This window comes from Streptococcus pseudopneumoniae (genome assembly GCF_001070815.1).
Taxonomy (GTDB): domain Bacteria; phylum Bacillota; class Bacilli; order Lactobacillales; family Streptococcaceae; genus Streptococcus; species Streptococcus pseudopneumoniae_P.
Map to the genome: position 1 here is coordinate 1 of NZ_JVLX01000057.1, position 1,083 is coordinate 1,083.

The window sequence follows — 1,083 nt, forward strand, 5'->3', positions numbered from 1 at the left end:
AGTATCTTCTTTATCTTCAGCGATTACATTACCTTCTGTGTCAACATAGTGAACTACTACGTCTCCAGTTACTTCTTTGTAAACGTATGTTACTGTTTTAGTTTCTCCAGCTACTACTGTACCTGTTTCGTCACCTTTAGTTGATGCTGGTACTAGTTCATATACTTTTCCTTCTGCAGTTGTAATACGGTTTGGTTTCATTCCATTATCAGAAGTGTCGTATGCTGAGCCAGGTCTTCCATCAACAGTATCTTTAGCACCTGAAGCTACATTAGCACCAGCTGGATCAACACCTACTAATGGAGTTCCATCTTCTGTTTGATAGTTAACGACTACTTGTCCTGCTTTTTCGTAAACATAAGTTACTTCTGTTGTACCTTCTACTACGTCTCCAGTTTCTTTAGAACCGTCTTTAAGTGCTTTAGCTGTTAGGTAATATTTAACACCGTCTTTAGTAATTTCATCTTTTTTGTGGTCTGTTGTATCGTATTTAACGTTTAGAGAAGCATCTGTTTCGTCTTTTTCGTCTTCAGCGATTACGTTACCTTCAGTATCTTCATACTTAACGACTACGTTACCTTTTACTTCTTTATACACGTATGTTACTTCTACAGTATCTCCAGCTACTACTTTACCAGTTTCATTTCCGATTGTAGAAGCAGGTACTAATTCGTATACTTTTCCTTCTGCAGTTTTAATACGGTTTGGTTTCATTCCGTTATCAGATGTGTTGTATTCTGTTCCTGGTCTACCATCTGTTGTATCATTATTAGTTTCAGGGACATTATTTCCTTCTGGATCTGTTCCTGATATTGGATTACCTTCTTGATCTGTATAATGAACTACTACTGATCCGGCTTTTTCATAGACATAGGTTACTTCTGTAGTTCCTTCTACAACAAGACCTTCTTCTGGTTTAGAATCATCTTTAAGAGCTTTTTCTGTTAAGTAGTACACAGTTCCGTCTTTTTCGATTTTCTCTGGTTTGTTGTCAGTTGTGTCGTATTTAGCGTTTAGAGAAGCACCTTTAGTATCTTCTTTATCTTCAGCGATTACATTACCTTCTGTGTCAACATAGTGAAC

Annotated in this window: 1 protein-coding gene; it reads right to left on the minus strand. The window is 36.9% G+C overall.

The features are described from left to right. Positions 1–1,083, minus strand: a 1,083-nt coding sequence (locus ADG81_RS06820) for a MucBP domain-containing protein (protein ID WP_049551294.1), incomplete at both ends; no start/stop codon positions are given.